Raw genomic sequence first — 22,960 nt, forward strand, 5'->3', positions numbered from 1 at the left:
CGGCTCAAACGGCCGCACTCTCCTTGGAAGCAGCACCGCCGCAGGTGCAAGAGGCCGGCCCACAACCTCCAGGCTCGATCCCACCGCCTTCCTTCTCCACATCGAAGCCAATGCTCTGCAGATGGAAGGCCAGCGCGGCGTCCATTCCACCGGCGTGGTTCTCGAACCAGGGGGGCAACTCCTCGACCAGGCGCATCCCCAGCACCTTGTCCCCCTTCTCCACCCGCGCCCTTACCTCATGCATCACCGCCAGCACGCGGTCGTGCTCGGCACGATGGCAGCCAGGAAAACCCACTTGCTCCATCCACCGGTTCTCCTGGTCGAAATGGGCAATCGTGTGCTCAATGAAAGCGTCGAGCCTTTGCAGGAAGGTCTCCGGCGACGCCGAAGCCAGCGCGTTGTAGTACTCGACGAACTCGCGGTGGGTATCGTCCATCCTGCCCAGACCAAGCTCGAGTTGCTCGCTCCATTGCATCACTGGCATTTCTGTCTCCATGAACATCCGGAAGAGGGTTCCGCGCTTATAGCCGACCGGCCACCCGGCAACCCTGATCCTGATCAATTCCCCTGGACCGGAGTGAAACGAAACCGTCACCCCCATCCCCTAGATTGGCGGCATTGCCCAGCCATGGCCGCCCATGAACATCCTCATGATCTCCGACGTGTACTTTCCCCGCATCAACGGGGTCAGCACCTCGATCGAGACCTTCCGCCGTGCCCTTTCCGAGCGCGGCGTACGTTCCACCCTCATCGCCCCCGCCTATCCCGGCGCCGAGCGTGACGACATGGAACTGCTGCGCATTCCTTCCCGCTACATTCCTCTAGACCCGGAGGACAGGATGATGCGCAGCGGCGCCATACGCCTGCGCCATGCGGACCTCCAGACGCGAGGCTTCGATGCAGTGCACATCCACACACCTTTCGTCGCCCACTACGCCGGCCTGGAAATCGCTCGCAAGCTCAACCTGCCCTGCCTCGCGACCTATCACACCTTCTTCGAGGAATATCTGTTCCATTACATCCCGATCCTACCCAAGCCCTGGCTGCGCGCGTTCGCCCGCCGCTTTTCCCGCAGCCAGTGCAATGCGATGGACAGAGTCATCGTTCCCTCCCGTGCCATGGCGGACGCCTTGACCAACTATGGCGTCAATCGCCCGCTCCAGGTCCTGCCCACCGGCATCCCGGACGAACAATTCCACGGCGGCGATGGCTGCTACTTCCGCAACCGCTACGGCATAGGCAAGGACAGGCAGTTGCTGCTCTACGTCGGCCGAGTCGCCCACGAGAAGAACATCGGTTTCCTGCTGGAGATGGTGGATCACCTGCGCCGCAGCAATCCCCGCGTCCTGCTGCTCGTTACCGGCGAAGGGCCGGCACTCTCCGGCCTGCAGGCGGAAACGGAGCGCAGGGGTCTGAATACCCATGTGCGTTTCCTGGGGTACCTGGACAGAGGAAGTGAGCTTCACGATTGCTACCGGGCTGCGGATCTCTTCGTCTTCGCTTCACGCACCGAAACCCAGGGGCTCGTGCTGCTGGAAGCGATGGCGCTGGGTACCCCGGTTGTCGCTCTCGCGGACATGGGCGCACGAGACATACTAAGCGGCGAACGCGGATGTCGGATCGCCCCACCCCATGCCGGCCGGTTTGCGGAGCTTATCAACCAGCTTCTCGCCGATGGCCCCGCCTTGCAGCAACTGGGAGAAGAGGCGCGGGAAACCGCACTGAAGTGGAGAGCGGAAGAAATGGCGGCCCGACTGGAATGCATCTACGCCGACGCCGTCTCCGACCACTTTCCTGCACGCAGTCTGCGCCCCGCTTGAATGGCGGAATGCCTACTTCACGATCTTGAGATGACCGCCACGTGGTGGTGGCTTGTCGTCGTTACCGCCGCGATCATCGCCACCCTCGCCTTCCGACAAAGCCTCTCCCAATTCCTCATCGACGCCGGCAGGGGCGGAAATCTCCGTCTTTTCCACCTCGAAGGCCATGCCTTGGCCATTCTCGCGAGCGTAGATCGCCACCACGTTGCCGACGGGCACCAGCAGTGAGTGCGCAACACCGTTGAAGCGCGCCTGGAATGAGATGGACTCGTTGTCCATGACAAGCTGATGGGTCGCGTCGGCACCCACATTCAGCACGATCTGGCCGTCGCGCGCATAACCCGGCGGAACGCGCGTCTGCTCATCGACCATGGCGGCGATGTAGGGGGTGAACCCCTGGTCCACGCACCATTCATAAATGGCACGAATCAAATAGGGCTTGGTCGATACGGTCGTCATGGGAATCCTGTAGCCGGCGCCGGCGGGCCTCAAGTTCAGCCCTACCGGACGGCCGGAGCGCCGTGTCAGCGACGCATCACCTTCTCGGACGGCGTCAGGGCATCGATGAAGCCCTGCCGGCTGAAGATACGCTCGGCATACTTCGCCAGCGGCGCAGCCGCCTTCGGCAGTTCGATGCCATAGTGTTCCAGGCGCCACAGCAGCGGCGCGATGGCCACATCCAGCATCGAAAACTCTTCGCCCAGCATGAACTTCTGCTTGGTGAAGATGGGCGCGAGCTGGGTCAGGTGGTCGCGCACGTGAGCGCGGTTCTTGTCTACACCCTTCTGGTTGGCTTCCAGCGCTTCAATATGGGAGAACAGCTCGTGCTCGAAGGTATGCAGCAGCTGGCGGGCGCGCGCTCGCATGATCGGGTCAGGCGGCATCAGCTGCGGATGCGGGAAGCGCTCGTCGATGTACTCGTTGATGATGTTGGACTCGTAAAGAACGAGATCACGGTCCACCAGTACCGGCACCCGGTTGTAGGGGTTGATGACGGCGATGTCTTCAGGTTTGTTGTAGAGATCGACATCGATCACTTCGAAATCCATGCCCTTCTCGTAGAGCACGATCCGGCAACGGTGACTGAAGGGATCGGTCGTGCCGGAATACAGGTTCATCATGTGTTACGACTCCCGATACAAAAGCAAAAGCGCACCACGCGACAAAGCACGTGGTGCGTCTGGGGAGGAAAGCGGTGCTAGGCCTTGATGTGGCCGCTCACCTGTTCGTTCAATGAACGTCCTTCCAGTAGTTCTTCTTCAAAGCGTAGGACAGCACGAAGAGGCCAGCGAGGAAGATCAGCACAACACCACCGATGGCTTTGCGCTTTTCCGCGACCGGCTCGCCCATCCAGACCAGGAAGGATACGAGATCAGCCACTGACTTGTCGAATTCCTCCGGCGACAGCTTGCCCGGCTTGGCCAAGCTCAGTTCGACCTTCTTGCCATGCTCGCCTTCAGCGATCTTCGCTACTTGCTCACCCTGAAGCTCCCACAGCGCATGAGGCATGCCCACGTTCTCGAACACCACATTGTTCCAGCCAGTCGGACGGGCCGGATCGCGGTAGAACTGACGCAAATAGGTATAGAGCCAGTCTGCGCCGCTGCCGAACTCGGAAGCGCGGGAACGAGCGATCAGCGACAGATCCGGAGGCGCCGCACCGAACCAGGCTTTGCCATCTTCCCGATGCATCGAGATCTTCATCAGATCGCCGACCTTGTCACCGGTAAACATCAGGTTGTCGCGGATCATCTGCTCCGACAGGCCAATGTCCTGCAGCCGGTTGTAGCGCACGTAGGAAGCACCGTGGCAGTTCAGACAGTAATTGACGAACAGCTTGGCGCCGTGTTGCAGAGCGGCCGGATCCTTGCTCACCGGCGCCTTGTCCAGGTGCAACTCCGCGCCGGCAGCGAACGCCAGCGCAGGAGCGAGCAGCAGGACGGCAGCAGCGCGCTTGATTAGCTTGATTACACGCGAGTTCATTTGAAAGTCACCCTTTCCGGTTCGGGTTTGCACTTGTCGAGCTTGCTGTACCACGGCATCAGCAGGAAGAAGGCGAAGTAGAGCACCGAGCAGATCTGCGACACCAGGGTACGGCCAGCGGTCGGCGGCAGCACACCCAGGTAACCGAGGATGAAGAAGCAGACGAGGAAGATCGCGACAGCGCCCTTGAAGATCGGGCCCTTGTAGCGGATGGACTTCACCGGGCTACGGTCCAGCCAGGGCAGGAAGGCGATGATGACCACCGAAGCGCCCATTGCAACCACGCCCCAGAACTTCGCATCGAGCCCGAACAGCGGATAAGTTACCGCGCGCAGGATCGAATAGAAGGGCGTGAAGTACCACACCGGCGCAATGTGCGGCGGGGTCTTCAGCGGGTCGGCCGGAATGAAGTTGTTGAACTCGAGGAAGTAGCCGCCACCCTCCGGCGCGAAGAACACTACCGCGCTGAAGAAAAACAGGAAGCCGACGACGCCGACGATGTCCTTCACCGAGTAGTACGGATGGAAGGGAATACCGTCCAGCGGAATGCCATTCTCATCCTTCTTCTTCTTGATTTCGACGCCATCCGGGTTGTTCGATCCCACTTCGTGCAGCGCGAGGATGTGCGCCACCACTAGGCCGATCAGCACCAGCGGCACCGCAATGACGTGGAAGGAGAAGAAGCGGTTCAGCGTCGCATCCGACACCACGTAGTCGCCGCGGATCACCAGAGACAGATCCGGACCGACCAGCGGAATGGCGGAGAACAGGTTCACGATCACCTGCGCGCCCCAGAAGGACATCTGGCCCCAAGGCAGCAGATAGCCCATGAAGGCTTCGGCCATCAGCACCAGGAAGATCAGGGTACCGAAGATCCAGATCAACTCGCGCGGTTTGCGGTAGGAACCGTAGAGCAGGCCGCGGAACATGTGGAGATAGACCACGATGAAGAAGGCCGAAGCGCCAGTGGAGTGCATATAGCGGATCAGCCACCCGCCTGGCACGTCGCGCATGATGTACTCGACGCTGGCGAAGGCCACAGGCACGCCGGCCGCGTTCAGCGAAGCATCCGGCTTGTAGTGCATCACCAGGAAAATGCCGGTGACGATCTGGATCACCAGCACCAGCAGCGCCAGCGAACCGAAGAAGTACCAGAAGTTGAAGTTCTTGGGCGCGTAGTACTCGGAGAGGTGCGCCTTCCAGTTGGACGTGAGCGGGAAGCGCTCGTCGATCCAGTTCAGCAAAGCCTGTGATTTGGTCGTCATCGCTTAGGCCTTTCCGTCTTCACCGACGATGATGGTGGTGTCCGCGAGGTACTTGTGCGGCGGCACCTCGAGGTTGTCCGGGGCCGGCATGCTCTTGTACACACGGCCGGCGAGGTCGAACTGCGACCCATGGCAGGGGCACAGGAAGCCACCCACCCAATCCGGACCCATTCCGCTTTCGGCCCCTGCCTTGAACTTCTCCGAGGGCGAGCAGCCGAGGTGCGTACAGATACCGACGGTAACGAGGTATTCAGGCTTGATCGAGCGGAACTTGTTCTTGGCGTACTCAGGCTGCTGGGGCTTTTCCGACTCCGGATCGCTCACCAGCCCAGCCGTCTTGTCGAGGGAAGCCAGCATTTCCGGCGTGCGGCGAAGAATCCACACCGGCTTGCCGCGCCACTCCACCGTCATCATCTCGCCCGGTGCGAGCTTACCCACATCCACCTCGACAGGCGCCCCGGCAGCCTTGGCACGCTCGGACGGCGTGAGGCTGGCAACGAACGGCACCGCCGTTGCTACCGCGGCGACTCCTCCCGCGGCGGACGTCGCCACCAGCAACTGCCGGCGACTACTGTCCATTTTATGATCAACGCTCATGACCCTCTTCCCAGAAAGGAAAACGAAAGACCCGAATGCAAAAAACCTTTTGATTATAGCGGATTCACTTCGCCTGAGGAAAGACGAAACCAGCGTCAACCAAGCGCCACAAGGCTTTCACCCCGATAGCCTCAGAAAAAATGCGGAAATTCAGGCCCGATTTTTATGCGATGCACAATCGAGCCGTTACACCGTTCGACGCTCCACCAAAGCCTGGGCGATGGTACCGGTATCGGTATGCTCCAGCTCACCGCCAACCGGCACGCCGCGTGAGAGGCGGCTGATGCGCAGGCCACGGGGAGCGAGCAGCGAGGCGACCGTATGGGCTGTGGCCTCGCCTTCATTGGTGAAGTTGGTAGCCAGGATGACTTCCTGGACGACGCCGTCGGCCGCACGCGCGATCAGCTTGTCCAGCTTGAGCTCGCGCGGCCCGATCCCGTCCAGCGGGGAAAGGCGCCCCATTAGCACGTAGTAGAGACCGTTGTAGGACTGCGTCTGCTCGATCATGGCCAGATCGGCCGGCATCTCGACGATGCAGAGCAGCGCTGGATCGCGCCGGGGGTTGGCGCAACGCTGACAGACCTCGGTTTCGCTGAAGGTGTTGCAGCGCTCGCAATGCTGCAATACGTCCAGCGCATGCCCTAGCGCCCCGGCGAGCCTTGCGGCCCCGCGCTGATCACGCTGCAGCAGGTGATAGGCCATACGCTGCGCCGATTTGGGGCCGACGCCCGGCAGACAGCGCAAGGCTTCAATCAACTCGTCGAGGCTGGAAGGCTGCATGGGCTCAGAAGGGCAGCTTGAAGCCGGGCGGCAGATTCAGCCCGGAGGTGAAGCCCGCCATTTTTTCCTGGGTAGTCGCCTCGACCTTGCGTACCGCATCGTTCAACGCGGCGGCTACCAGATCCTCCAGCATTTCCTTGTCGTCCATCACCGAGTCGTCGATGGCGACACGGCGCACATCGTACTTGCAGGTCATCACGACCTTGACCATGCCGGCGCCGGACTGGCCTTCCACTTCGACGCTGGCCAACTGGTCCTGCATTTTCTTCATGTTGTCCTGCATCTGCTGAGCCTGCTTCATCAGGCCCGCGATACCGCCTTTCATCATGATCTTTCTCCAAGAATTGAATTGAAAACGGAATCCGCTTGCGGCGGATCAGAGCGGCTTGACCGACTCCTCGACCAGGGTGGCATCGAAGCGTTCGATCAGCTCGCGAACAAAAGGATCACTCTCCAGCGCAGCCACCGCAGCGGCATGACGGACCCGGCGCTCGATCTCGTCGCGCTGCGCCGGTGTCTCCCCTTCGATCGCGCCGATGTCGATGCGCAAGCGCATCGGCCTGCCGAGCACGCTGAAAAGCTGCTCCTGCAACCGCTCCACGGCGCCGCGATTCATCTCGAAGAGATGTTTGTGGGTACTGGACAGACGTAGCGACAACACCTCCCCGTCGCAGGCCGCCCACTCGCAGTGCTGACCCAGTTCGCGCACCAAGCCACCCACGCCCAGCGCCCGCAGCAGACTGCGCCAGTCCCGCGCCGCCAGAGCCGCCTCCGCCGCCGCGGAGGATGCAGGCGCATCGGCCGCAGCCTCATCCGCAGCAGGTTCCGCAGCGGCGGGGGAAGGAGTGGGTGATGCGGCGCGTTGAATCGGAGGGGCAGCAGCCGGAGCCGGCTCCATGAAAACCGGTTCGTCGTCCATCCGCCCGGACGGCACCATGTCCGCATCGTCCAGCATGGCCTCAGGCGGCAAGGCTTCCCACGGAGGTATGTCACTCTGGGGGCGGGGTGCCGCTGGCGCCGCAACCGGTGCTGAGTCCGCGGCGGGCGCTGCAACGGGCTTCGCCACGGTGGGCTCCTTGGCCGCGCTTGCCATCGGTAACGGCGCCGCCACAGCGGTTGCCGTCGCCAGGACCTCAACCGCAGCCCCCGTCGGGACGACCGGGGTGAAAGCCGTCGCCGCTGGGGCTGCGGGCGTCGCGACAGGCGGAACAGGTGCCGGTCGCGCCGGGGCGCCTCCCATTGGCAGCGCGCGAGCCACGCCCCCACCGCCACCTTCCGCAGCCGGGCTGCCCAGAGCCGGTGGCTGCTCCGGCCGGAAGGCATGCAGCCGCAGCAAGGTCATCGTAAAGCCGCTGTATTCGTCCGGCGCCAGGGCAAGCTCATCCCTTCCATGGATGGCGATCTGATAGGCCAGTTGCAGATACTCGGCATCGAAGTGGGCGATATGGGGCGCCAGCCGCTGACGCTCCGCCTCGTCGTCGACGGCCGCCGGCGCGAACTGCGCCAGAGCCAGGCGCGTCAGTAGCGAGGCCAGGGATTGCAGCGCCGCGTCGAAGGACAGGCTGCGGGCCTCCATGCCATCCGCCACGGCCAGCAAGCCGGAAACATCGCCGGCGGCCAGCGCGTCCAGCACTGCATACAGGTGGTCGTCTCCCACCGTGCCCAACATATGGGTGACCTGCTCCTCCTCGACCTTGCCGGCCCCATGGGCGATCGCCTGGTCCAGCAGCGACAGCGCGTCCCGCATCGAGCCGCCGGCGGCCTTGGCCAGGTGGCGCAGCGCGCCCGCCTCGAAGGGTACGGCCTCCGCCTCCAGCACCCGGGTGAGGTGCTCGACGATGTGGCCCGGCGGCATCTGCTTCAGGTTGAACTGCAGGCAGCGCGACAGCACCGTCACCGGGATTTTTTGCGGATCGGTGGTCGCCAGAATGAATTTCACATGCTCGGGCGGCTCTTCCAGGGTCTTGAGCATGGCGTTGAAGGCATGCCCGGTGAGCATATGCACTTCGTCGATCATGTAGACCTTGTAGCGGCCCTGCACCGGCGCATAGACGGCCTTGTCGAGCAGCGCCGCCATGTCTTCCACCCCGCGATTGGAGGCGGCGTCCATCTCCACGTAATCCGGAAAGCGATCGGCGTCTATCGCCCGACAGGCATCGCAGACCCCGCAGGGCTCAGCGGTGATCCCGGTCTCGCAATTGAGCGCTTTGGCCAGGATGCGGCTGATGGTGGTCTTGCCCACCCCGCGGGTGCCGGTGAAGAGATAGGCGTGATGCAGGCGGCCGGTGGCGAGCGCGTGGCTCAAGGCCCGGACGACATGCTCCTGGCCCACCAGCGTGCCAAAGGATTTGGGTCGCCACTTACGCGCAAGGACTTGATAACTCATGCGCGGATTCTAGCAGAGGCGCACCGCTTCCCTTTCCGTCCATGGCAGGAGGCCAATTGAGCAAACCAATCCCGTTTATTCGATCAATCAATTAGCCCTATCGAAACCAGCCATCTACGCTAGCCCCATCGAGTGCCGCCAAGCGTAACTGGAGACAGCCATGCAAGCCCCTCAGCTTTCCTTCACCGCTGCCTTGATAGCTGTCTTTGCCGACTTCGCCCTCGCCCACTAGCCCCCTATCTTCAAGGCCAAGGAGACCGCCATGAGCAACTGCCCGTACCACACCACCACCGCCGGCGCGCCCATCGCCGACAACCAGAACAGCCTCACTGCCGGCCCGCGTGGCCCGGTGCTGATGCAGGACTGGCAGCTCATCGAGAAGCTCGCCCACCAGAACCGCGAGCGCATCCCGGAGCGCGTCGTCCACGCGAAGGGCTGGGGCGCTTACGGCACCTTCACCGTCACCCACGACATCACTCGCTACACGCGCGCCCGCATCTTCGAGCAGGTGGGCAAGACCACCGAACTCATCGCCCGCTTCTCCACCGTCGCTGGCGAACTCGGTGCGGCGGATGCCGAGCGCGACGTGCGCGGCTTCGCCCTCAAGTTCTACACCGAGGAGGGCAACTGGGATGTCGTCGGCAACAACACGCCGGTGTTCTTCATCCGCGATCCGCTCAAGTTCCCCGACTTCATCCACACCCAGAAGCGCCATCCGCGCACCAACCTGCGCTCGCCGACGGCAATGTGGGACTTCTGGTCGCAGTCGCCGGAATCCCTGCACCAGGTCACCATCCTCTTCTCCGACCGCGGCCTGCCCACCGATGTACGCCACATCAACGGTTACGGCTCGCACACCTATTCCTTCTGGAACGCGAACGGCGAACGCTTCTGGGTCAAGTTCCATTTCAAGACCCGGCAGGGCCACCGCTACTGGACCAACGCCGAAGCGGCTCAGGTCGTCGGCGCGACCCGCGAATCCACCCAGGAAGACCTCTACGGCGCCATCGAAAGCGGCGACTACCCGCGCTGGACGCTGTTCGTACAGGTAATGCCGGAGTTGGATGCGGAGAAGACGCCCTACAACCCCTTCGACCTCACCAAAGTATGGCCGCACAAGGACTACCCCTTGATTGAAGTGGGCGTACTCGAACTCAACCGCAACCCGGAAAACTACTTCGCCGAGATCGAACAGGTGGCGATGTCGCCCTCCAACATCGTCCCCGGTATCGGCTTCTCACCGGACAAGATGCTGCAGGCACGCATCTTCAGCTACGCGGACGCCCACCGCTACCGCCTCGGCACCCACTACGAAGCCTTGCCGGTGAACGCACCCAAGTGCCCGGTGCATCACTACCACAAGGACGGCGCGATGCGTTTCTTCGCCAACAACCCGAATCCGGACGCTTACTACGAGCCGAACTCCTTTGCTGGCCCGGTAGCCAACCCAGAAGCCAAGGAACCGCCGCTGCGCATCGCGGGCGATGCCGACCGCTACGACCACCGCGAAGGCAACGACGACTACGGTCAGCCGCGCGCCTTGTGGAATCTGCTCACCGAAGACGAGCGCAGCCGCCTTCACGCCAACATCGCCGCCGCCATGCAGGGCGTGCCGGACTTCATCGTCGAACGGCAACTTGTGCACTTCGACAAAGTCCATCCCGGATACGGCGCCGGGGTGCGGAATGCACTAAAGGGCTAGAGTGAAAATGGGAGCGTAAAACTATAGTGGTAGGACCACCTACCCGCTGACAGTAGGCGGGCGGCGTTGCCGCCGCCCGCCTGTCGGCCGCCCGACCAGCGGCCTCAACCGATCACAAGGCATGAGGACACGATGAACCAGGCTCACACGGATTTCCCCCACTCCGACGGCACCACAGAGAGCAGCGCCAGCCCCCGGCGCGAAAGCAGCAGCGCCCTGCGCGCGATCGCCAAGCTGCTGGCGGAAGCGGATGTGAGGATAGGCGGCGGCAGACCCTGGGACATGATCATCCACGACCCGCGCACCGCAGACCGCATCCTCGCCCAGGGCAGCATGGGCCTGGGTGAAAGCTATATGGATGGCTGGTGGGACAGCCCCCGGCTGGACGAATTCTTCAGCCGCATCCTCTACGCCCGGCTGGACGAAAAGGTCACCGCGGGCATGGCGCTGCAAAGCCTGCGCGCCCGGCTGCTCAACCTGCAGAGCCTGCGCCGCGCCTGGCAGGTGGGCCAGGTGCATTACGACACCGGCAACGACTTCTTCGAAGCCATGCTGGACGGCCACATGGCCTACACCTGCGGCTACTGGGCCGAGGCCAAGAACCTGGAAGACGCCCAGACCGCCAAGCTGGATCTCATCTGCCGCAAGCTCGGCCTGAAGCCTGGCATGCGCCTGCTGGACATCGGCTGCGGCTGGGGCAGCCTGATGAAGTACGCCGCTGAGCGCTACGGCGTCTCCTGCGTCGGCGTCACCATCTCGCGCGAACAAGCTGAACGCGGCCGTGCCCGCTGCGAGGGGTTGCCGGTTGAGTTCCGGCTGATGGACTACCGCGAGCTGGGCAAGGACAGGGACGATCGCTTCGACCGTGTCGCCTCAGTGGGCATGTTCGAACACGTCGGCCGCAAGAACCACCGCACCTACTTCGAAGTGGCCCGCCGCTGCCTGCCGGACGATGGCCTGTTCCTGCTCCACACCATAGGCAAAAACCTCCGCCGCACCCACACCGACCCCTGGATAGACCGCTACATTTTTCCCAACGGCGACCTGCCGGCGCTGGGCCAGATCACCGACGCAGCGGAAGACATCTTCGTCGTCGAGGATGTGCACAACTTCGGCGCCGACTACGATCGCACGCTGATGGCCTGGCATCGCAACTTCGAAGCCGCCTGGCCGCGCTTCGCCAGCCAGTATGGCGAGCGCTTCCGCCGCATGTGGTCCTACTACCTGCAGGCCTGCGCCGGCACTTTCCGGGCGCGGACCACGCAGCTGTGGCAGGTGATGCTGTCGCCCATGGGCATCCCGGGAGGTTACCGGCGCCCCAGCTGAGAGCCAGCAATCATTAACTCAACAAATCACGTTCTTTCTTTCTTTCAATTTGAACTATGAAGATCCTGCTTCCATACTGGACTTCATGGACGGCCCCCGGAGGACGGGGGCATTTGAAAGGAGTTGGAGCATGGTTGCTCAAGTTGCGAAGCTGCACCGGGTCCCCGCCAATCTCGGCGGCATGCTGCGGGTATTCGGCGGCTGGACCATTGTCCTCACCGGCTGCGCCTTGTTGGGGAATGAAGTACTGGGGCGGCTGAACGGCACCAACTCGCCGCTGCACGACGCGCTGCTCGGCGGCGCTATGGCCGGCGCCGCAACCGCGCTGGGCGCCGTGCCGATGCTGGCAATGCGGCGCATCGGCGACGGCGTGCAAAGCGGCCTGCTGGGCTTCAGCGCCGGCATCATGCTCGCAGCCAGCGTGTTCTCGCTGCTGCTTCCCGGCCACCAGACCGCACTGGCGCAGGGCTACAGCGACACGAGCGCAACCCTGCTGGTGGCCCTCGCCATGACGACAGGCGCCGCGCTGCTGCTGGCCATGGACCGCGCCCTGCCGCACACCCATGCGCCGGACTCGAAACGCTCCGCCACCGCTGTCTGGCTGTTCGTGTTCGCCATCGCAGTCCACAACATCCCGGAAGGCCTCGCCATTGGTGTGGCAGCGGGTACCGCGGGCAGCGGTAATGCGGTGGCAACCGGCATCTCGCTGCAGAACGTGCCGGAGGGGCTGATCGTTGCCATTGCCCTGGCCAGCGCCGGCTACACACGGCTATTCGCCTTCACCATCGCTGCGCTGTCCGGCCTGATCGAACCCGTTGCCGCCATTGCCGGTTCGGCCATGGTGTCGCTGTCCTCCGCGCTCCTGCCCTGGGGGTTGGCAGGCGCCGCTGGTGCGATGCTTTTCGTGGTCAGCCACGAGATCATTCCCGAGTCCCACCGCCGCGGCCATGAGACCCTCGCAACCAGCGGACTCATCGCCGGCTTCGCCGCCATGCTGCTGATGGACACGCTGCTCGGCTGAGAACGCGGGACGCTTCACCGTGGAAGCCGCCCACAAAAGCAAAACGGGCGTCCTTGTAGAAGGACGCCCGTTCTTCGTGTTCGGGGTGGCGAGCCCGACCCCCGGCACTTGCAGGGAACGGCTGTGGCTGCTGCCTTCCGGCCCTGACCAGGTTCACCGCGCTGCAATGCGGGGAGACCCGCCACGGCGCGAATTGTAGCAGCTATCGCCAGCCGCGGGCGCCGCATGCTTGCGCTATCGCCTCGTCCGGTTTCCTCCAATGCTGTCGCAAAGATGACAGGCGAAACACATCACGCCCCCCAAGGTCACGCTGTGCCGCCATTTGCGGCTGCCGCAGCAATGGCAAGGGGCTTGCTTCGAGGGCCACAAGAACGCGTCGCCCCTGTCTTCCGACGCGGATTTGTCGTCATCCACCTCGAAAGGAAACATCATGTCCCGAATCGGCATCTTCTACGGCAGCAGTTCCGGCGTCACCAAGTCGGCGGCGGAAAAACTGGCGGAACTCCTGGGCGAAGATCGCTGCGACCTCTACAGCATGGAAGAGGACTTCGTCGATTTCGACGAAATGCTCGACTACGACTTCCTGCTGTTCGGCTGCTCCACCTGGGGCTCCGGCGAAGTCCAGAACGACTGGCGCGACCCGCTGCTGGACCTGGACAACGACAAGCCCGACTTCTCCGGCAAGACCATCGCGGTATTCGGCGCCGGCGACTACGTCTCCCACGGCGAGCAGTTCGTCAGCGCGCTGGGCATCCTGCATGACAAGTTCAAGGCCCGCGGCGCCACCCTGGTCGGCGCTTTCCCAACCGAGGGCTACACCTACAAATACTCCTTCGCCGAGCGCGACGGCCAGTTCGTCGGCCTGCCCTTCGACGATGTGAACGAAGCCGACAAGACCGCCGAGCGCCTGGAGCGCTGGGTTGCCAGCCTGCAGGCAGTGCTGCCGGAAGCGGAAGAGGCCTGAACATCGGCTGAAGCCAGCCGCTGGTCCAGCTCGCCAGCGCGAAACGGGAGCCACGCCGGGAAACCGGCCGGCTCCCGTTTTTGTTTTCTGCCCTCGCCCGCCAACGGCCAGGCAAAACGGCTGGGCGTATACTTGCGGGGTCCCGCGCCCTCCCCCGGGGCCGCACCCAGACGGAGCCTCCATGAACGCCCAAGACCTCTACCGGGCCCGCTACGGCGACCCGGCCTACGCCGCGCCCGAAACCTGGTCCCCCATCATCGAGCACCTCCTCGGCCACCGCTCGGTGCGCAGCTATCTGCCCGACGCGGTGAGCGACGACCAGCTGAGCGCCATCATCGCCGCCGCCCAGTCCGCCGCCAGTTCCTCCAACCTCCAGGCCTGGAGCGTGGTCGCGGTGCGCGATCCGGCCACCCGTGCAGCGCTCGCCGACTGTGCCGGCGGCCAGGTCCACGTCAAGGAGGCGCCACTGCAGTTGGTGTGGCTCGCCGACCTCGCCCGCCTGGACCACCTCGCCCAGGCCAACCAGCGGCCGGCCGCCGGGCTGGACTACCTGGAAATGTTCCTGGTAGGCGTCATCGACGCCGCGCTGGCGGCGCAGAACGCCGCGGCTGCCGCCGAATCGCTGGGCCTGGCCACCGTCTACATCGGCGGCATGCGCAATCAGCCGGAGAAGGTCGCCGAGTTGCTCAAGCTGCCGCCCAAAGTCGTTGCGGTGTTCGGCATGTGCGTCGGCACGCCGGACCCGGCCAAGCCGGCGGAGATCAAGCCACGCCCGCCGCAGTCGGTGGTGCTGCACCACGAAAGCTACACCCCGCTGGCCGCGCAGGATGCCGGCATCGCCGCCTACAACGACGCGATGGCCGCCTTCTACAGCCGGCAGAACATGGACGTGCGTGGCACCTGGGCGGTGCATTCGGCCAAGCGCGTAGCCGGCCCGGAGAGCCTTTCTGGCCGCGATCGCCTGGTCGAGGCGCTGCACAAGCGCGGCTTCCCGCTGAAATGAACTTCGCCAGTTGAGCCCGGGGGCGGCGCCCGCCGCCCCGCATCCTTCCCCCCCGACTGCCGGCCCGACAATCGCCATGCGCAAACGTGACAACACGCTGACCACCGACCAGAAAGCCCTCGCCGTCAATCTCGACAAGTTCAAGTACGGCTCCATCGTCGAGATCGGCGCCGGCCAGGAGGTCGCCCGCCGTTTCTTCCAGGTCGGCGCTGCCGCCGGCACCATCGCAAAAACCATGTCCGCCTACGACATGGCGGTCAGTGACGACATCTACGGCCATGTGGACCGCTACGTCAGCCGCGCCCGGCTGATGCAGATGCTGGACAAGGAATTCACCCAGGTGGTGGATCGCCTGAGCGCCATCCGCCCGCGCAACACCACCTTCTTCGCCTACGCCGCCACTGTCACCGCGCGCAGCTTCAAGCAGAAGAACGAATGCCATGGCTGGATCGGCATCCGCCTGCAGCTGCATCCGGGCGCGGCGCCCAGCGACATCGTGATGCACGTACGCATGCAGGACGACGACAACGCACTGCAGTCGGAGGCGCTCGGCATCCTCGGCGTGAACCTCATCTACGGCGCCTTCTTCAACCACGACTATCCGGAATGGATCGTCGAAGGCCTGGGCGACAACCTCGGCTCCGACCGCATCGAGGTCGACCTCATCCACTTCTCCGGCCCCTACTTCGAGGAGGTGGAGAACCGGCTGATGAACCTGCACCTGATCCGCAGCTGGCTGACGCGAGCGGTGATCTTCAACCCGGCCGGCGAGGTGGTGGTGCCGGGCGAGTTGTTCTACCGCAAGCCGGTGATGGTCATCCGCGGCACCTTCAAGCCGGTCACCCGGGTGAACATGGACATGATGCTGGCCGGCCGCCGCCAGTTCAGCCAGATCGCCGCGGTGGACGAGCAGGAGATCGTGTCCCTGGCCGAGATCACCATGAACACCCTGGTAAGCGGCGACACCTTGGACGGCGCCGATTTCCTCGCCCGCATGGATCTGCTCGCCTCCCAGGGCTACACGGTGATGATCTCGGACTACGTCCGCTTCTTCCGCCTGCGCGCCTACCTGCGGCGCTACTCGCAGAAGCCCATTGGCATCGTCCTCAGCGTGCGCGACCTGCTCGCCCTGTTCGACGAGAAGTACTACGACGGCCTGGAAGGCGGCATCCTCGAAGCCTTCGGCAAGCTCTTCCCGGACAACACCCACGTCTACGTCTATCCCTCGCGCCGGCGCGGCGAAAGCGAATTGAAGACATTGTCCAATGTGCCGGTACCGCCCCACCTGCGCCACCTGCTCGCCCACCTGATCGAAAACGGCAAGCTGATCGAGATCCAGCCGCTGGACATCGCCCACCTGGAAATCGATGCCAGCGAAGTACTCGCCGCCCTGCGCCACGGCCCCGGCGAGTGGGAGCAGGAAGTGCCGGATGAAGTCGTCCGCCTGATCCGCGAACGCCGGCTGCTGGGCTTCGACAGCGAATGACTCCCGCCGTGGCTCCCCATGCAGGGAGCCACGGCAGCAACTGCGGCACTTCGCATTGCACAGCATTAGTGAGAATGGCCACCATTCGTGAAAAATCGCTAACGCCCGTGCCGGGCGGCCCTCCTCATGGCCGACGCCGCCCTCCGCAGCTCACCTCCCTGTACGCCGATCATCAGCGCTTTGAAAGACTGGCCGCGCCGCCGCGCTGAACATCCAGAACCTGTTCGACCGGCACTACTACTCCTTCATCCGCGCCAACTACTTCGCCAGCCACGTCGGCGAACCGCGCAACTTCCTGCTGACGGTGCGCGGCAAGTTCTAAGCCGGTGCGGGGCCTGCGGGCATCCTGGCCACAAGCGAAAACGGGTGGGAACGGGGCTGCCCCCCGAACCCATCCGTTCCGCTGTTCACTCCAGCGCCGAACCGCGGCCTTACTTGCGGCTGCGCTCCACCCGTTCCAGCTTGTGGATCTGGCTCACCGGGCAATCCACCGGCATGCCGGTCGAATGAGCGCGGATGCGCTCCATGCGGCCGAAGATGCCGGCGGTGGTGGTGTAGCCGATGCGCTCCACATAGGCCAACTCGCGGCAGGAGATGGCAAAGCTCAGCAGGTATTCCCGGCCGGGGCCGTCTTCCACCTGGATGTGGTACTCATCGACGTAGTTCCAGCCGGACAGGCCGAAGCCCGGCACGGTGTTCACCGCCTCGCCCTGGCGATAGCCGAGCTTGAGCAGGCGCTGGTCCAGCGGCTCCGGTGCAATGTCCTCGCCCATGCCGGCGCAGGCACCGAGCAGGGTGCTGGCCGCCAGCAGGGCCAGCACGGGAAGACGGCCGGAAGCCGTGGGATGCGGTTTCTGAGTCATGACGGAAACGCCTGTTCCAGCAGCTCGGTATCCTCATGCGCATAGGCCGGGCTGCAACAGCACAGGATGCTCAGCACCGCGTCCGGCCCGGCCTCCACCCGGTGCGGCGTGCCCGGCGGAATCAGCACGGTGTCGCCGACCGCGATCGGAAACACCGCCTCGCCCAGCGTCATCAGGCCGGAGCCGGCGGTGACGTGGTACAGCTCCTCGGTGCGCGAGTGGCGGTGCAGCAGCGTGCGGCCGCCCGGCGGCACCCGCGCCTCCGCCAGGCTCTGCGCCCGGTTGCCGTGGCGGGCGGGGTGCATCAGCTCGCGGATCTCCGAGCCGTCCTTGGTGATGTAGGGCGGGCAGCCGGCGTAGGCCGTCTTCATGCCGGGGCTCCGCGTTCATGGCAGGCGCAGGCCTCGCCGCGGGCGGCGCCGACCAGCTCCTGCAGGATGCCGCAGTCGCGCACCTGCAGATCCTCGTCGCAGTGCCGCCGCAGCGCGCTCAGCTGCCGCTCCAGCGCCTGCAGGCTGACGATGCGGGCGCGCACCCGGTCCAGCTGCGCCTCCACCAGGCGGTTGATGTCGCCGCAGGCGGCCTCCGGATGGTCGAGGAAATCGAGCAGGCGGCCGATGTCGGCCAGCGAGATGTCCAGCGCCCGGCAGTGGCGCACGAAGGCCAGCCGCTCCAGGTGGCTGGAGCTGTAGGCGCGGTAGCCGTTGTCGGCGCGCGAAGGGGGCGGCAGCAGGCCGGCCTTCTCGTAATAGCGGATGGTTTCCACCTCCACGCCGGTGGCGCGCGAAAGTTCGCCGATGCGCATTGCGCTCTCCCTGATCAAACAGACCGATGTTCCGACTATAGGCGCTTGACCCTGTAGTGGCTACAAGGTTTGCAATGGCCGCATCGTCTTTTCTTCCGGAGTCCGCCATGGCCTGCTGCAACGGCAACTGCGCCTCATCCTCCACCCCGCCCGCCGGCCCGCGCTATCGCCGGGTGCTGTGGATCGCCCTGGTCTTGAACGCGGCGATGTTTCTCGTCGAGATCGTCGGCGGCATGCGCTCCGGCTCGGTCTCGCTGCTGGCGGACGCGGTGGATTTCGCCGGCGACGCCGCCAACTACGGCCTGTCGCTGGCGGTACTGGGCATGGGGCTGAGGTGGCGCGCCCGCGCCGCGCTGGTGAAGGGCCTGACCATGGGCGCCTATGGCGTGCTGGTGCTGGGCAAGACGGCCTGGAACCTGGCTGCCGGCGACGTGCCGGAGCCCTACACCATGGGCGCGGTGGCCATCCTGGCGCTGGCGGTGAACGTGGCAGTGGCGGTGATGCTCTACGCCTGGCGCGAGGGCGACGCCAACATGCGCTCGGTGTGGCTGTGCAGCCGCAACGACGCCATCGGCAACCTGGCGGTGGCCGCCGCCGCGCTGGGCGTGTTCGGCACCAGCCAGGCCTGGCCGGACCTGCTGGTGGCCGCCATCATGGCCGCGCTGGCGCTCACCGCCGCGGTGACGGTGGTGCGGCAGGCGCGGCAGGAGCTGGCCTCGCTGAAGACGGCACCGGCGGCGGGTACGGTGCAGCTGGTCAGGTCGCGGCAGCTCTAGGGCAGACAACAGTCTGCACGGCAGAAGGCGAGCCCCTTTACCGCCCTCAGGCCGCCGCCGTCGCGGGCTCGCGGCCCACCTCGGCCACCATGCGCCGCAGTTCCGGCAGACAGGAGCCGCAGGCGGTGCCGCACTTCAATTCCTGCTGCAGCCCTTCAAGGCCGGCACCGCTGGCCAGGCAGGCGCGGATGCGGCCTTCGCCGACGCCGAAGCAGTTGCACACCGTGCGCTCGGCCGCCGCCAGCCCCGAGGGCGGCTGTGCCAGCGGCGCGAACAACCAGCGCCGCAGCGGCGCCAGCGATTCCGCCTGGGCGATGGCGGCGGCCAGCCAGCCGAAGGCCTGCACCTCGCCCACCAGCCGCAACGCGACCAAGGCGTCGCCGGCGACGCGGGCGCGCTTGGCGATGCCGCGGGCGGCGTCGTCGAAAGTCATCACCTGGGCATCGTCGGCGCCGCAGTCGAAAGCGGCATCCAGCGCGGCGATCACCGCCGCGTCCACTGTCGCCTCGGCGGCGATTTCCAGCAGCACCACGTTGCGCTCCCGGCCAGTGAGCGACAGCGCCGCGTAAGCGAAGCCGGCCAGCCGCGGGCGCAGGTTTTCCAATAGTGCGCAGGCTGCAGCCGGGCTATCCGCAAGCCTCGCCCAGGCCGCCCGCCACGGCAGCCGGGCCGGCTTGATGGCGACCGCGGCCTGCTTCAGCGCCGGCTGGCGCGAGGCAGGATCGACCGCCGGCGAGGTCAGCGCGTTGGCGCCCGGCTGGGCCAGGCTGGCGCTGCCCCAGTGCATCGGAATCCAGGCCTGGCCGGCGGCGATGCCGGTGTCCGCCGCCAGCGGCAGCACCAGCTCGCCGCGCGGATTGGCGATGCGCACCAGTTCGCCAACCTCCAGGCCGTGGGCGGCGATGTTCGCCGGGTTCAGCACTACCTCGGCGCGCGGCGTGTGGCCCCACAGCGCGGCGACCTTGCCGGTGCGGCTCATGCCGTGCCAGTGGTCGCGCAGGCGGCCGGTGGTGAGAACGAAGGGATGACGGGCATCGACCGGCTCCGGCAGCAGCGCATGCGCCACCGGGAAGCCGATGGGGGCGAAGCGGGCGCGGCCGTCTGCGGTGGCGAAGCGCTTGTCCTGGAACAGCCGTGCCGTTCCGCGCTGCGCGCCGGCGGGGAAAGGCCACTGCTGCGGGCCGTCGCGTTCCAGCACGGCGTGGGACAAACCGCTCATGTCGCAGTCGCGGCCGGCGGTGAGGCTGGCGTGCTCGGCGAAGACCGCCGCTTCGTCGCGCCAGTCGAAGGCGGCAGCATCCCGCCCCAGGCGGGTGGCGAGGCGGCGGGCGAAGTCGGCCACGATGACCCAATCCGGCCGCGCCTCGCCCGGCGGCGGCACCAGCGCGCGCACCCGGCTCACCCGGCGCTCGGAGTTGGTCACCGTGCCGGACTTCTCGCCCCAGCTCGCCGCCGGCAGCAGCAGGTCGGCATAGGCGGCGGTTTCGGTGTCGGCAAAGGCCTCCTGCAGCACGACGAACTCCGCCTGGGCCAGCGCGGCGCGCACCCGCGCCTGGTCGGGCAGCGACTGCGCGGGGTTGGTGCAGGCGATCCATACCGCCTTGACCCGGCCTGCGGCCAGCGCCTCGAACAGTTGCACCGCCGCCAGCCCGGGGGCGGCCGGCAGCGCCGGGATGTTCCACAGGCGGGCGAGCTCGGCGCGGTCGGCGGCATCGTCGACGTTGCGGTGGCCGGGCAGGAGGGTGGCCAGCGCCCCCACCTCCCGCCCTCCCATCGCGTTGGGCTGGCCGGTGAGGGAAAAAGGGCCGGCGCCGGGGCGGGCGATATGGCCGCTGGCCAGGTGCAGGTGGATCAGCGCGGCGTTGTTGGCGGTGCCGTGGTGCGACTGGTTGAGCCCCTGGCACCACAGGGACAGCGCGGCGCGGGCGCGGCCGAAGCGGCGGGCGGCTTCCACGATCTGCGCCGCCGGCAGGCCGCAGGCGGCGGCGACTTCACCTGGCGTGCAGCTACCGAGCTGCGCCTGCAGCGCCTCGAAGCCGCTGGTGTGGTCGCGGATGAAATCCTGGTCCACCAGCCCTTCGGCCAGCAACACGTGCAGCATGGCGTTGTAGAGCAGCACATCGCTGCCGGGAGCGATCTGCAGGTGCAAGTCGGCCAGTTCGGCGGTCTCGGTACGGCGCGGGTCGACCACGGTGAGGCTGACGTCCGGGTTGGCGCGGCGGGCGTCCTCGATGCGGCGGAACACGATGGGGTGCGCCCAGGCGGGGTTGGCGCCGGCGATGAGCAGGTGGTCGGCGAGGGCGATGTCCTCGTAGCAGGTGGGCACGCTGTCCGCCCCGAGCGTGGCCTTGTAGCCTGATACCGCGCTGGACATGCACAGCCGCGAGTTGGAGTCGATGTTGTTGGTGCCGACCAGGGCACGGGCGAGCTTGTTGAAGACGTAGTAGTCCTCGGTAAGCAGCTGGCCGGAGATGTAGAAGGCAACCGCGTCCGGGCCATGGCGGCGGATGATGTCGGCGAAGCGCTCGGCGGCGGTGTCCAGCGCAGCATCCCAGCCGACGCGGCGGCGAGGGGTGGTAGCCGCAGTGATACCCACGATGGCACGCGCGTCACGCAACTTCGGGTACAGCGCCCGGCCGCCGGGGGCCGCCGCGAGGTGCAGCGTCGAGCCCTTGGTGCACAGCCGGCCGAAGTTGGCCGGATGCGCCGGATCGCCCCGCACCGCGGTGATGCGCCCGCCCTCGGCGCTCGCCAGCACACCGCAGCCGGTGCCGCAGTAGCAGCACACCGTGGCCTGTTCGCTGCGCCCCTTTCCGTTTTCTCCGCCAGCCGGGGTGGCCCGCCCTGCTTCGCTCATGTCCATCGCTGGGTTTTCCTCGGCATGTCCGGGGGGCTCAGGCGCACAGCGCCTCGGCTGCGGCTCGATCAAGCCCGCCAGCCGCGGCGCGCTGCGATTCGGCAAACTGCTGGCCGAACAGCAGGTGATCGCGCATGGCGGCAACGCTGCCGCCCTCGCGCAGCAGGCGGAAATACCAGGCGCCGTCGGCGGTGTCGCCCACCATCACCGCGCCGGCCAGCCTGCCGTTCTTCAGCACCAGCTTCTTGTAGACGCCGCCGGCGCGGTCGTGCAGCACCACTTCCTCGCAGCCCTCGCCGCCCATGAAGTCGCCGGCGGAGAACACGTCCACGCCGGTCACCTTGAGCTTGGTGGAGGTCACCGAGCCCTGATAGCAGCCGATGCCGAAGCCGGCCAGATGGTTGGCGCAGACCCTGGCCTGCTCGAACAGCGGCGCAACCAGCCCGTAGGCGACGCCGCGGTGGCTGGCGCATTCGCCCACCGCGTAGATGCGCGGATCGGTTACCGTCTGCAGGGTGTCGCTGACGACGACGCCGCGCTCGCAGCGCAGCCGCGCGGCTTCGGCCAGCGCAGTGTTGGGGCGGATGCCGGCGGCCATCACCACCAGGTCGGCGGGCAGCTCGCCGCCGTCCTTCAGCCGCAGACGGGCGACGCGGCCATCGGCGCCGGCGAGCAGTTCGCCAGTGTGGGCGCCGAGGCGGAACTTCAGCCCCCTGCTCTCCAGCGTGGCCTGCAGCAACCTGGCCGCGGGCAGGTCGAGCTGGCGCTCCATGATCCAGCCGCCGATATGCACCACGGTGACGTCCATGCCGCGCAGCGCCAATCCATTTGCGGCCTCCAGTCCGAGCAGGCCGGCGCCGATGACCACCGCATGGCGATGGCGGCGGGCGGCGGCGATCATCGCCTCGGTGTCGGCGATGTCGCGGTAGGCGATCACACCCGGCAGATCCCTGCCCGGTACCGGCAGCATGAAAGGCGTGGAGCCGGTGGCCAGCAGCAGGCGGTCGTAGGCGGCCTCGACCACCTCGCCGTCCTTGCCCTCCGCCCGCACCCGGCGGCGCACACGATCTATCGCCGTCACCGTGTGGCCGGCATGCAGCATGAGGCCATGCCGGCGGTACCAGGCCAGGTCGTTGAGCATGATGTCCGGCAGGCTCATCTCTCCGGCCAGCACCGGCGACAGCATGATGCGGTTGTAGTTGCCGTGGGGCTCGGCGCCGAACACGGTGATGTCGTAGCGCTCCGGGGCGTGCTTCAGCAGCTCCTCCAGGGTCTTCACCCCAGCCATGCCGTTGCCCACCATGACGAGTCTCTGCCTGCGCATCT

21 protein-coding genes, 1 other RNA gene and 1 pseudogene are annotated in these 22,960 nt (G+C 66.0%); 8 read left to right on the top strand and 15 right to left on the bottom strand.

Annotation, left to right across the window (positions count from 1 at the left end; genetic code table 11):
• Nucleotides 1–4 precede the first annotated feature (4 nt).
• A complete protein-coding gene (locus tag C7389_RS11525; protein ID WP_246034720.1) occupies nt 5–502 on the bottom strand; it encodes a hemerythrin domain-containing protein in 498 nt (165 codons plus the stop codon).
• Between the two features lie 136 nt (nt 503–638).
• Here C7389_RS11525 and C7389_RS11530 point away from each other — a divergent pair, with 136 nt between their 5' ends.
• Nucleotides 639–1,820: a glycosyltransferase gene (locus tag C7389_RS11530; RefSeq protein ID WP_133591514.1), complete on the top strand. Its 1,182-nt coding sequence runs from the start codon at nt 639–641 to the stop codon at nt 1,818–1,820.
• A gap of 12 nt (nt 1,821–1,832) precedes the next feature.
• On the opposite strand, the gene C7389_RS11535 is transcribed toward C7389_RS11530, so the two are convergent.
• The 8 genes from C7389_RS11535 to dnaX all read right to left on the bottom strand — a co-directional run bounded on the left by C7389_RS11535 (nt 1,833) and on the right by dnaX (nt 8,831).
• Nucleotides 1,833–2,279, bottom strand: a complete 447-nt coding sequence (locus tag C7389_RS11535) for a ClpXP protease specificity-enhancing factor (protein WP_133591516.1) — start codon at nt 2,277–2,279, stop codon at nt 1,833–1,835.
• A 65-nt stretch (nt 2,280–2,344) separates the two neighbouring features.
• A complete protein-coding gene (locus tag C7389_RS11540) occupies nt 2,345–2,941 on the bottom strand; it encodes a glutathione S-transferase N-terminal domain-containing protein (protein WP_133591519.1) in 597 nt (198 codons plus the stop codon).
• 109 nt (nt 2,942–3,050) lie between these two features.
• Nucleotides 3,051–3,803, bottom strand: coding sequence for a cytochrome c1 (locus C7389_RS11545; protein ID WP_133591521.1), 753 nt, complete (start codon nt 3,801–3,803; stop codon nt 3,051–3,053).
• The gene (locus C7389_RS11550; protein WP_133591523.1) at nt 3,800–5,068 is read right to left on the bottom strand and encodes a cytochrome b; all 1,269 of its coding nucleotides are present in this window, start codon (nt 5,066–5,068) and stop codon (nt 3,800–3,802) included. The genes C7389_RS11545 and C7389_RS11550 overlap by 4 nt, the downstream gene beginning before the upstream one ends.
• A 3-nt stretch (nt 5,069–5,071) precedes the next feature.
• A complete protein-coding gene (petA, locus tag C7389_RS11555; protein WP_133591525.1) occupies nt 5,072–5,665 on the bottom strand; it encodes a ubiquinol-cytochrome c reductase iron-sulfur subunit in 594 nt (197 codons plus the stop codon).
• Between the two features lie 186 nt (nt 5,666–5,851).
• Nucleotides 5,852–6,445, bottom strand: coding sequence for a recombination mediator RecR (gene recR / locus C7389_RS11560; protein WP_133591527.1), 594 nt, complete (start codon nt 6,443–6,445; stop codon nt 5,852–5,854).
• A gap of 4 nt (nt 6,446–6,449) precedes the next feature.
• Entirely contained in the window at nt 6,450–6,773 is a 324-nt protein-coding gene (locus C7389_RS11565; protein ID WP_133591529.1) for a YbaB/EbfC family nucleoid-associated protein, read from the bottom strand.
• 48 nt (nt 6,774–6,821) lie between these two features.
• On the bottom strand, nt 6,822–8,831 hold the full coding sequence (dnaX, locus tag C7389_RS11570) for a DNA polymerase III subunit gamma/tau (RefSeq protein WP_133591531.1): 2,010 nt from the start codon (nt 8,829–8,831) through the stop codon (nt 6,822–6,824).
• 262 nt (nt 8,832–9,093) lie between these two features.
• On the opposite strand from dnaX, the gene C7389_RS11575 reads away from it, so the two are divergent.
• From C7389_RS11575 to C7389_RS11585, 3 genes are all read left to right on the top strand, one after another.
• Nucleotides 9,094–10,533, top strand: coding sequence for a catalase (locus C7389_RS11575; RefSeq protein ID WP_133591533.1), 1,440 nt, complete (start codon nt 9,094–9,096; stop codon nt 10,531–10,533).
• A 132-nt stretch (nt 10,534–10,665) separates the two neighbouring features.
• A complete protein-coding gene (cfa, locus tag C7389_RS11580; RefSeq protein ID WP_133591535.1) occupies nt 10,666–11,859 on the top strand; it encodes a cyclopropane fatty acyl phospholipid synthase in 1,194 nt (397 codons plus the stop codon).
• A gap of 130 nt (nt 11,860–11,989) precedes the next feature.
• A complete protein-coding gene (locus C7389_RS11585) occupies nt 11,990–12,880 on the top strand; it encodes a ZIP family metal transporter (protein ID WP_133591537.1) in 891 nt (296 codons plus the stop codon).
• An 84-nt stretch (nt 12,881–12,964) separates the two neighbouring features.
• On the opposite strand, the gene ffs is transcribed toward C7389_RS11585, so the two are convergent.
• Nucleotides 12,965–13,063: signal recognition particle sRNA small type (ffs, locus tag C7389_RS11590), an RNA gene on the bottom strand.
• Between the two features lie 247 nt (nt 13,064–13,310).
• Here ffs and C7389_RS11595 point away from each other — a divergent pair.
• From C7389_RS11595 to C7389_RS11605, 3 genes are all read left to right on the top strand, one after another.
• Nucleotides 13,311–13,844: a flavodoxin gene (locus tag C7389_RS11595; protein ID WP_133591539.1), complete on the top strand. Its 534-nt coding sequence runs from the start codon at nt 13,311–13,313 to the stop codon at nt 13,842–13,844.
• A 181-nt stretch (nt 13,845–14,025) separates the two neighbouring features.
• Entirely contained in the window at nt 14,026–14,847 is an 822-nt protein-coding gene (locus C7389_RS11600; protein WP_133591541.1) for a nitroreductase family protein, read from the top strand.
• Between the two features lie 76 nt (nt 14,848–14,923).
• Entirely contained in the window at nt 14,924–16,333 is a 1,410-nt protein-coding gene (locus C7389_RS11605) for a TonB-dependent receptor (protein WP_133591543.1), read from the top strand.
• A 431-nt stretch (nt 16,334–16,764) separates the two neighbouring features.
• On the opposite strand, the gene C7389_RS11610 is transcribed toward C7389_RS11605, so the two are convergent.
• From C7389_RS11610 to cadR, 3 genes are read right to left on the bottom strand one after another with little or no spacing between them, the layout of a single operon-like run.
• On the bottom strand, nt 16,765–17,196 hold the full coding sequence (locus C7389_RS11610; RefSeq protein ID WP_133591545.1) for a DUF6491 family protein: 432 nt from the start codon (nt 17,194–17,196) through the stop codon (nt 16,765–16,767).
• Entirely contained in the window at nt 17,193–17,567 is a 375-nt protein-coding gene (locus C7389_RS11615) for a cupin domain-containing protein (protein ID WP_133591547.1), read from the bottom strand. Before C7389_RS11615 ends, C7389_RS11610 begins: the two co-directional genes overlap by 4 nt.
• A complete protein-coding gene (cadR, locus tag C7389_RS11620; RefSeq protein ID WP_133591549.1) occupies nt 17,564–18,001 on the bottom strand; it encodes a Cd(II)/Pb(II)-responsive transcriptional regulator in 438 nt (145 codons plus the stop codon). The genes C7389_RS11615 and cadR overlap by 4 nt, the downstream gene beginning before the upstream one ends.
• A gap of 107 nt (nt 18,002–18,108) precedes the next feature.
• On the opposite strand from cadR, the gene C7389_RS11625 reads away from it, so the two are divergent.
• Entirely contained in the window at nt 18,109–18,777 is a 669-nt protein-coding gene (locus C7389_RS11625; RefSeq protein WP_133591551.1) for a cation efflux transmembrane domain-containing protein, read from the top strand.
• 46 nt (nt 18,778–18,823) lie between these two features.
• Here the strand turns inward: C7389_RS11625 and C7389_RS11630 are convergent, their stop codons facing one another.
• Both C7389_RS11630 and C7389_RS11635 read right to left on the bottom strand, forming a co-directional pair.
• Nucleotides 18,824–21,634: a nitrate reductase gene (locus C7389_RS11630; protein WP_133591847.1), complete on the bottom strand. Its 2,811-nt coding sequence runs from the start codon at nt 21,632–21,634 to the stop codon at nt 18,824–18,826.
• A gap of 109 nt (nt 21,635–21,743) precedes the next feature.
• Nucleotides 21,744–22,958: pseudogene (locus C7389_RS11635) on the bottom strand (NAD(P)/FAD-dependent oxidoreductase); the annotation flags it as partial.
• Nucleotides 22,959–22,960: the final 2 nt, after the last annotated feature.

Origin of the sequence: Azoarcus indigens (assembly GCF_004361735.1) — a bacterium.
Classification (GTDB): domain Bacteria; phylum Pseudomonadota; class Gammaproteobacteria; order Burkholderiales; family Rhodocyclaceae; genus Azoarcus; species Azoarcus indigens.

Excerpts from the sequence above, each read along its gene's own strand:
- C7389_RS11525 (WP_246034720.1), bottom strand. The coding sequence starts at position 502 with ATGTTCATGGAGACAGAAATGCCAGTGATGCAATGGAGCGAGCAACTC.
- C7389_RS11530 (WP_133591514.1), top strand. The coding sequence starts at position 639 with ATGAACATCCTCATGATCTCCGACGTGTACTTTCCCCGCATCAACGGG.
- C7389_RS11535 (WP_133591516.1), bottom strand. The coding sequence starts at position 2,279 with ATGACGACCGTATCGACCAAGCCCTATTTGATTCGTGCCATTTATGAA.
- C7389_RS11540 (WP_133591519.1), bottom strand. The coding sequence starts at position 2,941 with ATGATGAACCTGTATTCCGGCACGACCGATCCCTTCAGTCACCGTTGC.
- C7389_RS11545 (WP_133591521.1), bottom strand. The coding sequence starts at position 3,803 with ATGAACTCGCGTGTAATCAAGCTAATCAAGCGCGCTGCTGCCGTCCTG.
- C7389_RS11550 (WP_133591523.1), bottom strand. The coding sequence starts at position 5,068 with ATGACGACCAAATCACAGGCTTTGCTGAACTGGATCGACGAGCGCTTC.
- petA (WP_133591525.1), bottom strand. The coding sequence starts at position 5,665 with ATGAGCGTTGATCATAAAATGGACAGTAGTCGCCGGCAGTTGCTGGTG.
- recR (WP_133591527.1), bottom strand. The coding sequence starts at position 6,445 with ATGCAGCCTTCCAGCCTCGACGAGTTGATTGAAGCCTTGCGCTGTCTG.
- C7389_RS11565 (WP_133591529.1), bottom strand. The coding sequence starts at position 6,773 with ATGATGAAAGGCGGTATCGCGGGCCTGATGAAGCAGGCTCAGCAGATG.
- dnaX (WP_133591531.1), bottom strand. The coding sequence starts at position 8,831 with ATGAGTTATCAAGTCCTTGCGCGTAAGTGGCGACCCAAATCCTTTGGC.
- C7389_RS11575 (WP_133591533.1), top strand. The coding sequence starts at position 9,094 with ATGAGCAACTGCCCGTACCACACCACCACCGCCGGCGCGCCCATCGCC.
- cfa (WP_133591535.1), top strand. The coding sequence starts at position 10,666 with ATGAACCAGGCTCACACGGATTTCCCCCACTCCGACGGCACCACAGAG.
- C7389_RS11585 (WP_133591537.1), top strand. The coding sequence starts at position 11,990 with ATGGTTGCTCAAGTTGCGAAGCTGCACCGGGTCCCCGCCAATCTCGGC.
- C7389_RS11595 (WP_133591539.1), top strand. The coding sequence starts at position 13,311 with ATGTCCCGAATCGGCATCTTCTACGGCAGCAGTTCCGGCGTCACCAAG.
- C7389_RS11600 (WP_133591541.1), top strand. The coding sequence starts at position 14,026 with ATGAACGCCCAAGACCTCTACCGGGCCCGCTACGGCGACCCGGCCTAC.
- C7389_RS11605 (WP_133591543.1), top strand. The coding sequence starts at position 14,924 with ATGCGCAAACGTGACAACACGCTGACCACCGACCAGAAAGCCCTCGCC.
- C7389_RS11610 (WP_133591545.1), bottom strand. The coding sequence starts at position 17,196 with ATGACTCAGAAACCGCATCCCACGGCTTCCGGCCGTCTTCCCGTGCTG.
- C7389_RS11615 (WP_133591547.1), bottom strand. The coding sequence starts at position 17,567 with ATGAAGACGGCCTACGCCGGCTGCCCGCCCTACATCACCAAGGACGGC.
- cadR (WP_133591549.1), bottom strand. The coding sequence starts at position 18,001 with ATGCGCATCGGCGAACTTTCGCGCGCCACCGGCGTGGAGGTGGAAACC.
- C7389_RS11625 (WP_133591551.1), top strand. The coding sequence starts at position 18,109 with ATGGCCTGCTGCAACGGCAACTGCGCCTCATCCTCCACCCCGCCCGCC.
- C7389_RS11630 (WP_133591847.1), bottom strand. The coding sequence starts at position 21,634 with ATGAGCGAAGCAGGGCGGGCCACCCCGGCTGGCGGAGAAAACGGAAAG.